Here is an 8,560-nt window from a genome sequence, read left to right on the forward strand (position 1 = left end):
TGATCATTTTTCGAGCGCGGTGATCGCTTGGGCGATGCGGCCGTCGGCGCACGCCGATTCGATGGCCGCGAACCCGGCCGGGCGCATCCGCCCCGCGGCGATGAGGGCCTCGGCCTTGGCGACGTTGATCTGCGACCAGGGGCTCCGTGCTCGACGTGGCGAGTATCGCTGCAGGTAGTGGTGGGTGTCGAGGCCGCGGCGATGGCTGTCGATCCAGCCGTAGCAGAGTGCGCCGTCCAGGGTTTCGCTGATCGTCACCGATCTCTCGGGGGCCTTCTTCTTTGCGATCAGCACCCACACCTCGCGGGCGTCGGCGTGGTTCGCCGCCAGCCACGTGTCCCAGGCTTCGGCGTCGGGGCAGGTGATGAATTCGATGTCCATGCCACCTATCCTCCGATTCAAAGTTCTCACCGAATGAGCACTTTGAATTCACGCCGGTTCGAGTGTCGCCAGTAGGGCGCCGGCGGCTCGGGTGGCCTGTTCGGTCCGTCGGGAATCGACGACTCCTTGCAGGTGAAACGCCCAGTGCGCCTCGAACAGGCACGCGAGCCCGTAGGCGCTGGTCGCGACGCGATCCGCCGGGGCGGCCGGGTACGCGGCGGCGAGCTGTCGCTCCAGTTCGGGTAGCCACCGCTCGGTCCACAACTCCCGCAGGCTGTGCCGGACCACCTCATCGCGCGCCGCGAGATTCACCAGTTCGCTCCACACCACCAGGTCGTCGCGGTTTCCGTAAGCGCCCGGTGCGAACATCCGTGCCACTCGATCCTCGATCGTCCCCTCGGCGCCCAGCCGCAGTTGCGCGTCACCGTACGCGGCGACGGCTTCGGTGACGAAGGCCCGCATCAGCCCGTCTCTACTGCCGAAATAGTGCAGCACCAGCGTGCGCTGCACCCCGGCCGCCGCGGCCACCCGCGACAGCGTCGTATCGGCGAAACCGTCGGTCGCCACGACGGAATGAGCGGCCCGCAGGATCTGACCGATCCGCTCCTTGGCCTTGCTCGGCCGCCCGACTTTATTTACTGTCATGTTAGTCAATATATTCGACGGGGAGGCAGTCATGCGAGTTCTGGCACTGGGTGGGGCAGGGGAGATGGGCAGGGTCACCGCCCGCATCATGCACGGCGACGACAGCGTGACGGCACTGACGATCGCCGACCGGGACGAGGCCGCGGCGCGCGCGCTCGCCACCGAACTCGGCGCCACCGCTTGTCGACTGGACGCCACCGACGGTCCGGCGCTGACTTCGGCGATGCGGGATTTCGACCTGGTGGTGAATACCGTCGGCCCATATTTCCGCTTCGGCCCACCGATCCTGGCGGCGGCGATCGCCGCGCGCTGCGACTACATCGACATCTGCGACGATCCCCAACCGACCATCGACATGCTGGAACTGGACGCGGCGGCGCGCGCGGCGGGGGTGACAGCGCTGGTCGGCATGGGCGCCAGCCCCGGTATCGCCAATCTGCTCGCCGTGCTGGCGGGCCGGGAACTCGACCGGGTCGACTCCGTGGTCACCGGCTGGAACATTCACTCCGCGCACACCGAACCGGCCGGTCCGGGGGCGACCGCGGCCGTGGTGCACGGCATGCGACAGATCGCCGGTGACATTCCGGTCATCCGCGACGGCGTGCGCGCCCAGCGCCCGGCCCTGGAGCGGATGCGCATCGACTACCCGGGCCTGCGCACCGGCGAAGGCCGCAGCTTCGGTCACCCGGAGGCGATCACCGTGGCGCGAGCCTTCCCCGAACTCCGCGACGCGACCACCGTGGTCGTCGGCGACCGCTCGACCTCGGCGGCGCTGCTGGCCCTGCGCTGGGTAATGGGCGCTCGCCTGTTGACGCTGGATCAGGCGGCCGGGGTGGCAGCCCGCGTGGAACGACTCCTGCCCGCCGATCCGGCGAAACTGATCACCGCAGGTGGCCTGCCACCGCTGTTCGCCGTCGCGACGGGCCTGCGGGCTGGAGTCGCCGCGACCGCCGCCACGGCGCTGTGTCAGGTCCCCGGTCTCACGATGGCCGACAACACCGGCGTGCCGTTGGCGGTCGCGGCACTGCTGCGGGCGAAGAGCCCCGGCGTCCACACGCCGGAGACCCTGCTCGATCCGCGCGAATTCTTCACCGCGTTCGCCCCGCACTGTCTCGGCACACCACGCCCGGCCGCGATGACGGTCACCACGCGCAGCTGGGACACCGAGGAGGACAACGCCGCGGCACTGTCGTCCGCGCTGCTGACCGCACTGCTCACCGCGAGATGAGCAGTGCATGCCACGCTGCCGACCGAGGCCGTGACCGCCTGCTCAGGCCGGTCGATTCACAGCCAGGTGTCGAGGCTGGTGGTGGTGAGGAAGTGGTCCAGGTCCGCGCGCCAGGGGGCGGGGGTGGTCTTGTCCGGCTCGATGCCGGTGTACTGGCCGCGGTAGAACAGCAGCGGACGACCACCGGTGGTGGCCGACTCCGCGAGCGCGTGGACCCGGCCGATGACGATGTAGTGGTCACCGCCGTCGACGACGGAGTCGACGGTGCATTCGATGGTGGCCAGGGAATCGTCGAGCACGGGGACGCCCAATGCGGATGTCCGCCAGCCGACTCCGGCGAACTTGTCGGTCTCGCGTGAGCCGAAGCGCGCGCACGTCGGCTGCTGTTCCTCGGAGAGCACGTTCACGCAGAACTTGCCCGCAGCCTCGATCGCCGCCCACGACCGCGACCCCTTGGTGGGGCAGAACAGCACGAGGGGCGGGTCGAGGGAGAGCGCGGCGAAGGACTGGCAGGCGAACCCGATGGGCTCACCGTCCGGATCGAGCGCGGTGATCACGGTGATGCCGGTGCAGAACTGCCCCAGCACGGTGCGGAACTGCCGGCCGTCGATCGCCGGTATCTGTTCAGTCATGTCCTTCGCCGCCCGTTCCTATTGCTGTTTGAATCCGACAGTGAAGTCGTGACCCCACAGGCTCACCGCGGTCGATTCGCGGGCGATCCAGTCGTGGTCGTCGACTTCCAGTCCTTCACAGCCGAATTCGATGTCGAATCCGCCGGGAGTCTTCATGTAGAAGGACAGCATCTTGTCGTTGATGTGGCGGCCGAGAGTGGCCGACATCTTCACCTTCTTGCGATAGGCGCGGTCCAGGCAGAGACCGACGTCGTCGGAGTTCTCCACCTCGACCATCAGGTGCACGATGCCGGTGGGGTTCGGCAGCGGCAGGAACGCCAGCGCGTGGTGGCGCGGGTTGCAGCCGTAGAAGCGCAGCCAGGCCGGGTCGCCGTCGGCGGGACGGCCGACCATCTGCGGCGGCAGCCGCATGGAGTCGCGCAGCCGGAAGCCCAGGATGTCCTGGTAGAACGCCTGTGCCGCGGCATCGTCGGTGCAGGTGAGAACCACGTGGCCCAATCCCTGCTCGGCGGTGACGAACTTGTGGCCGTAGGGACTCACGAAGCGGCGGCCCAGGTACTGCGCGCCGTAGAACGCCTCGAGGGTGTTCCCGGACGGATCCTGGAACCGGATCATGCCCTCGACGCGTCGCTCACCCAGCTCTTCCTTGGTGCCCTCGGTGAAGGCGACCCCGGCCTTGCTCAGGGTTTCCCGCAGCTGTTGCAGGCCGGGCCCGTCGGTGACCTCCCAGCCCGAGACCAGCAGCCGGTCCTGCTCGCCGGGAACGATCACCAGTCGGGCGGCGAAATCGTCCATGCGCAGGTAGAGCGCGTCGGGGTTCAGCCCGGTGCCCTCCATCATGCCGAGAACCTTGAGGCCGTACTCGCGCCAGGCCGCCATGTCGGTGGCCTCGATGCGCATGTAGCCCAGGGCGCGAATGCTCATTACTTCTCCCCGAGGAAATCGACGGTGAGCCGGTTGAACTCGTCGAACTTCTCCAGCTGTGCCCAGTGCCCGCAGCCACCGAACACGTGCAGCTGGACGCGCGGGATCACCTTGGTGGCCACGAGCGCGCCGTCGAGGGGGTTCACCCGATCTTCGCGACCCCAGATCAACAGCACCGGCTGACGCAGCTTGTACGCGTCACGCCACAGCATGCCCTTCTCGAAGTCCGCGCCGGCGAAGGACTTGCCCATCGCCTTCATCGCGGCCAGCGACTCGGGGGTACTCGCGAAGGCGAACCGCTCGTCGATGAGTTCCTCGGTCACCAGGGACTGGTCGAAGACCATGATCCGCAGGAACTTCTCCAGGTTGTCCCTGGTCGGTTCGTAGGTGAACTTCGAGAGCAGCTTCACGCCCTCGGTGGGGTCGGGCGCGAACAGGTTGGTGCTCAGCCCGCCCGGACCCATCAGCACGAGTTTGCCCGCGCGCGTGGGGTGGTCGAGTGCGAACCGCACCGAGGCGCCGCCGCCGAGAGAGTTGCCGAGCAGGTGCACCCGGTCGGTGATCTCGAGGTGATCGAGCAGCGCGAGCAGTGCGTTCGAGCTGTGCACGAAGTACTGCGGGTGGTCGATCGGCTTGTCGGACTTGCCGTAACCCGGCTGATCGGGCGCGATCACGTGATAGCGCTCGGCCAGCACGGGGATGTTGCGGGCGAAGTTCGACCACGCCGAGGCACCGGGTCCACCACCGTGCAGCAGCACGATCGTCGGCCCGTTGCCCACTCCGGCTTCGTGGTAGTGCAGCTTCAGATCGGGGGTGACCTGCGCGAAGCGTGAGGTCGATGCGTAGGTCAGTTCAGCGGTTCGGGTCATCGGCTACACCATGGCGTCGGTGACGGGCAGGCCGAACTCGTGCGTGCCGTACATCACGTAGGCGCGCTCGGGATCGTTGGCCGCGTGGACCCGCCCGGCATGCGCGTCACGCCAGAAGCGTTGCAGTGGCGTGCCGTTGGCCAGGGCGGTGGCGCCCGAGGACTCGAAGAGCTTGTCGATCGAGGCGATCACGCGACCGGTCGAACGCACCTGGTCGCGACGGGCGCGCACGCGCAGATCGAACGGCACCTCTTCGCCCGCCAGCAGCAGGGCGTACTCCTCGGCGACATTGCCCGAGAGCTGACGCCACGCGGCGTCGATATCGCTGGCCGCCTCGGCCACGCGCACCTTGGCGAACGGATCGTCCTTGGCGTTCTCGCCGGCGTAGGCGGCGCGCACGCGCTTGCCCTGGTGCTCGACGTGCGCCTCGTAGGCGCCGTAGCCCATGCCGACGATCGGCGCGGAGATGGTGGTGGGGTGGATGGTGCCCCACGGCATCTTGTAGACGGGGTCGGTGTTCTGCTCGAGGCCGGGCGCGCGGCCCTCGCTCATCGCGCGGAAGCTCAGGAACCGGTGCGACGGGACGAAGATGTCCTCGACGACGACGGTGTTGGAGCCGGTGCCGCGCAGACCGACGACGTTCCAGACGTCATCGATGCGGTAGTCCGAGCGCGGGATCAGGAAGCTGCCGAAGTCGACCGGCTTGCCGTTCTTGATCACCGGACCGCCCAGCACCGCCCAGGTGGCGTGATCGGAACCCGAGGACCAAGCCCACGAGCCGCGCACGATGTAACCACCGTCGACGGCCTGTCCCGCTCCCATCGGCGCGTACGAGGACGAGATGCGCACATCGGTGTCCTCGCCCCACACGTCCTGCTGGGCCTGCTGATCGAACAGCGCGAGGTGCCAGTTGTGCACCCCGATGATGCCCGACACCCAGCCGGTGGAACCACACGCGCTGGCGATCTTGCGCACGGTGTCGTAGAAGACCACCGGGTCGGCCGCGTGGCCGCCCCACTGCTTGGGCTGGAGCAGCCGGAAGAAACCGGTCTCCTGCAGCGCCTTCATGGATTCTTCGGGAATGCGGCGCAGGTCTTCGGCCTCCTGCGCACGCTCACGCAGCGTCGGCAGCAGTGCCTCGACCCGTTCGGTCACTTCTTGCGTCATTTCGGAGCCCGCTCCTGCCCTTGTCGGATCGACAACCGGTTCTTTTCGTCTCTGAGATTAGAACAGGTTCTCGTTTCTGTCGAGAAGATCGCCCTACCTCGGATATAACAGGAGTCAACAAGGAAGTTCGCTGGACAACTGGCGTGAAGTGGCTCAGTTTTGTAACGTGTTCTAGTGAACGAGGAGGGTTCGGGATGGCGATCAACCCCAAGGTGAGGGAACTCGATGTCGGTGCACCGCCGACGAGGTTCGCGCGTGGCTGGCACTGTGTCGGCCTCGCGTCGACGTTCCGCGACGGTAAACCGCACGCGGTCGAGGTCTTCGGTACCAAGCTCGTCGTGTGGACCGATACCGACGACCAGATCCGCGTGCTCGACGCCTACTGCAGGCATATGGGCGGCGACCTGAGCATGGGAACGGTGAAGGGCGACGACATCGCCTGCCCGTTCCACGACTGGCGCTGGGGTGCCAGCGGAAAGTGCACCGCGATTCCGTACGCGCGCCGCGTTCCGCCGCTGGCCCGCACCCGGAAGTGGACCACGCTCGAGCGCAACGGTCAGCTGTACGTCTGGCACGATCACGAGGGCAACGAACCGCCCGCCGAGGTCACGATCCCGTACATCGAGGGTCCCTACACCGACGAACAGGGCAATCCGACCGAGGCCCACAACAGCGGCTGGACCGACTGGACCTGGGACTCGTTGCTGATCCAGGGCGCCAACTGCCGCGAGATCATCGACAACGTCGTGGACATGGCGCACTTCTTCTACATCCACTACGCCTTCCCGACGTTCTTCAAGAACGTCTTCGAAGGGCATGTGGCGACGCAGTTCCTGGAGACCAAGGGCCGCCCCGACGTCGGTATGGCCGCCAAGCACGGCGGTGACACGCTGCTGAAGTCGGAGGCGTCCTACTTCGGGCCGTCCTACATGATCAATCCGCTGGTGAACATCTACAGCGGGTACGAGATCAAGGTTCAGCTGATCAACTGCCACTACCCGGTCGACCAGGATTCGTTCGTGCTGCAGTGGGGTCTGTCGGTCGAGAAGCCCAAGGGCCTGCCCGACGAGGCCGCGAAGAAACTGGCCGACACGATGGCCAAGTTCTTCGGCGACGGCTTCCTGCAGGACGTGGAGATCTGGAAGCACAAGTCCAAGGTCGAGAACCCGCTGCTCTGCGAGGAAGACGGGCCGGTCTACCAGCTGCGTCGCTGGTACGAGCAGTTCTACGTCGACGTCGCCGAGGTGACCGAGAAGATGACCCAGCGCTTCGAGTTCGAGGTCGATACGACCAAGGCGAATCAGGCGTGGGAGGCCGAGGTGGCGGAGAACCTGCGCCGCAAGGCCGAATCCGAGGAAGCAGGCGTCTGATATGAGCCAGAGCGAGCCGCAAAGGTCCGGCGATCCGTCGCAGCTCGCTTCGGCGGAGCCGGGGTCGGGCGAATCCTCGCCGCGTGCGGGGACTCGCCCGACCTGGGCCAAAGCGCCCGATTTCGCTGATCAACCCGCGCGGCAAGCCGCGGTGCGGGCGCAAACTGTGGTCGACAAACAGCATTACCTCGACACGGGTCTCACACCACTGCGGTGCCAGGCGTGCTCGGCACAGGTGCTGGTGCGCAAGGCGAGTCAGCACCAGACCTCGGTGCAGTGGACCGAGCGACCCGACGCGCACTGCCCGATCTTCGCGCAGCTGACCGCGCACGGTGCGCGGCCGGGTCGGCCGGAATCGTGTCCGTCACTGGAGAAGTCGATCAAGTGGGCGGTCGACGAAGGCGTGCTCGACGTCGGCGAATAGTCAGCCGAACGGGGTGTGCGGGCGATCCTGTCGCACCCCGTCGAGGTAGATGTCGACCTTCTCGTTGTAGAAGCACGCCAGCCCCGCCACCTTCTGGCTCTCCGGCAGCGGCGTGCGGTAGATCCAGACGAGGTCGGCGTGCTCGGTGTCGCCGACGCGCACGTTCCAGTAGTCGGCGGTGCCCTTGTACGGGCAGCTGGTATGGGTGTCCGACGCGGTCAGCAGGTCCATCCGGACATCGGTCAGCGGCAGGTAATACCGTGCGGGCAAGCCGGTTTCGAACAGGATTCGGGGCGAATGCGAGTCCGCGACGGTCACTCCGTCGATCTCCACCCGCACGTGCCGGGAACTGCCGAGAATGTCCACGCGCGAATACGGGTCGCGCGGATGGACGAAGACCTGCTCGTCTTCCTCGAACCAGTCGAACGCGGCGATGTCGAGCCGCACAGCGTCTTTCAGCTCCGACAGCGGTGAGTCGAGATAGCGCAGCGCCGCACCGTCGGCGCGCAGACCCTCGACCGTCACGTCGTAACCCGTCGCGTCGCCGCGGCTGGGGGAGTGCTCGGTGACCCCGTTTGGATCGAGGTCGGCGCGCACGTCGGTGAGCGGCACGTAGTAGGTCGGGTAGTACGGGATCTCCCAGACCAGCAACGGCCGGAGCGTGTCGGCCACCAGCTTCCCGCGCAAGTAGGCCCGTACTCGCTTCTGTCCGGTCTCAACCTTGACACGTCCACGTCGGTCCTCGGTCATGCACCAACGCTACCCGAATTCCGAACCCCGAACCCCGACCCTTAGGGAGGGGCCGGACGCGCAGCGGCCGGGTTCGCGGCCGTCCCGTCGATCAGGTGCCGTTGCGTAGGCGACGAAGGAGCAAGCAACGGCACCGCCACGACCACCTGTGTGCCGAGCTCGCGCGCCGT

10 protein-coding genes are annotated in these 8,560 nt (G+C 67.0%); 3 read left to right on the top strand and 7 right to left on the bottom strand.

The window, feature by feature from the left end:
* Nucleotides 1–3: 3 nt before the first annotated feature.
* Together ACWDXS_RS32405 and ACWDXS_RS32410 are read right to left on the bottom strand one after the other, a co-directional pair.
* The gene (locus ACWDXS_RS32405) at nucleotides 4–381 is read right to left on the bottom strand and encodes a YdeI/OmpD-associated family protein (RefSeq protein WP_449971621.1); all 378 of its coding nucleotides are present in this window, start codon (nucleotides 379–381) and stop codon (nucleotides 4–6) included.
* 48 nt (nucleotides 382–429) lie between these two features.
* Nucleotides 430–1,026, bottom strand: coding sequence for a TetR/AcrR family transcriptional regulator (locus ACWDXS_RS32410; RefSeq protein WP_449971624.1), 597 nt, complete (start codon nucleotides 1,024–1,026; stop codon nucleotides 430–432).
* A gap of 31 nt (nucleotides 1,027–1,057) precedes the next feature.
* Between ACWDXS_RS32410 and ACWDXS_RS32415 the strand changes: the two genes are divergently transcribed.
* Complete coding sequence (locus tag ACWDXS_RS32415) at nucleotides 1,058–2,254, top strand: saccharopine dehydrogenase family protein (protein WP_449971627.1); 1,197 nt, start codon at nucleotides 1,058–1,060, stop codon at nucleotides 2,252–2,254.
* A 56-nt stretch (nucleotides 2,255–2,310) separates the two neighbouring features.
* On the opposite strand, the gene hsaB is transcribed toward ACWDXS_RS32415, so the two are convergent.
* The 4 genes from hsaB to hsaA are packed head-to-tail and all read right to left on the bottom strand — an operon-like array spanning nucleotide 2,311 to nucleotide 5,846.
* Complete coding sequence (gene hsaB, locus ACWDXS_RS32420) at nucleotides 2,311–2,886, bottom strand: 3-hydroxy-9,10-secoandrosta-1,3,5(10)-triene-9,17-dione monooxygenase reductase subunit (protein WP_378990686.1); 576 nt, start codon at nucleotides 2,884–2,886, stop codon at nucleotides 2,311–2,313.
* 18 nt (nucleotides 2,887–2,904) lie between these two features.
* A complete protein-coding gene (gene hsaC / locus ACWDXS_RS32425) occupies nucleotides 2,905–3,810 on the bottom strand; it encodes an iron-dependent extradiol dioxygenase HsaC (RefSeq protein ID WP_378990685.1) in 906 nt (301 codons plus the stop codon).
* Nucleotides 3,810–4,679, bottom strand: coding sequence for a 4,5:9,10-diseco-3-hydroxy-5,9,17-trioxoandrosta-1(10),2-diene-4-oate hydrolase (gene hsaD / locus ACWDXS_RS32430; RefSeq protein ID WP_378990684.1), 870 nt, complete (start codon nucleotides 4,677–4,679; stop codon nucleotides 3,810–3,812). Before hsaD ends, hsaC begins: the two co-directional genes overlap by 1 nt.
* A gap of 3 nt (nucleotides 4,680–4,682) precedes the next feature.
* Nucleotides 4,683–5,846, bottom strand: a complete 1,164-nt coding sequence (gene hsaA, locus ACWDXS_RS32435) for a 3-hydroxy-9,10-secoandrosta-1,3,5(10)-triene-9,17-dione monooxygenase oxygenase subunit (RefSeq protein WP_378990683.1) — start codon at nucleotides 5,844–5,846, stop codon at nucleotides 4,683–4,685.
* Nucleotides 5,847–6,040: 194 nt separating this feature from the next.
* Between hsaA and ACWDXS_RS32440 the strand changes: the two genes are divergently transcribed.
* Nucleotides 6,041–7,216, top strand: a complete 1,176-nt coding sequence (locus tag ACWDXS_RS32440) for a Rieske 2Fe-2S domain-containing protein (protein ID WP_378990681.1) — start codon at nucleotides 6,041–6,043, stop codon at nucleotides 7,214–7,216.
* Nucleotide 7,217: 1 nt separating this feature from the next.
* Nucleotides 7,218–7,640, top strand: a complete 423-nt coding sequence (locus ACWDXS_RS32445; protein WP_387446251.1) for a hypothetical protein — start codon at nucleotides 7,218–7,220, stop codon at nucleotides 7,638–7,640.
* Here the strand turns inward: ACWDXS_RS32445 and ACWDXS_RS32450 are convergent, their stop codons facing one another.
* Nucleotides 7,641–8,390: a DUF427 domain-containing protein gene (locus ACWDXS_RS32450; protein WP_378990679.1), complete on the bottom strand. Its 750-nt coding sequence runs from the start codon at nucleotides 8,388–8,390 to the stop codon at nucleotides 7,641–7,643.
* Nucleotides 8,391–8,560 lie beyond the last annotated feature (170 nt).

It is taken from the genome of Nocardia sp. NPDC003183 (assembly GCF_053590715.1).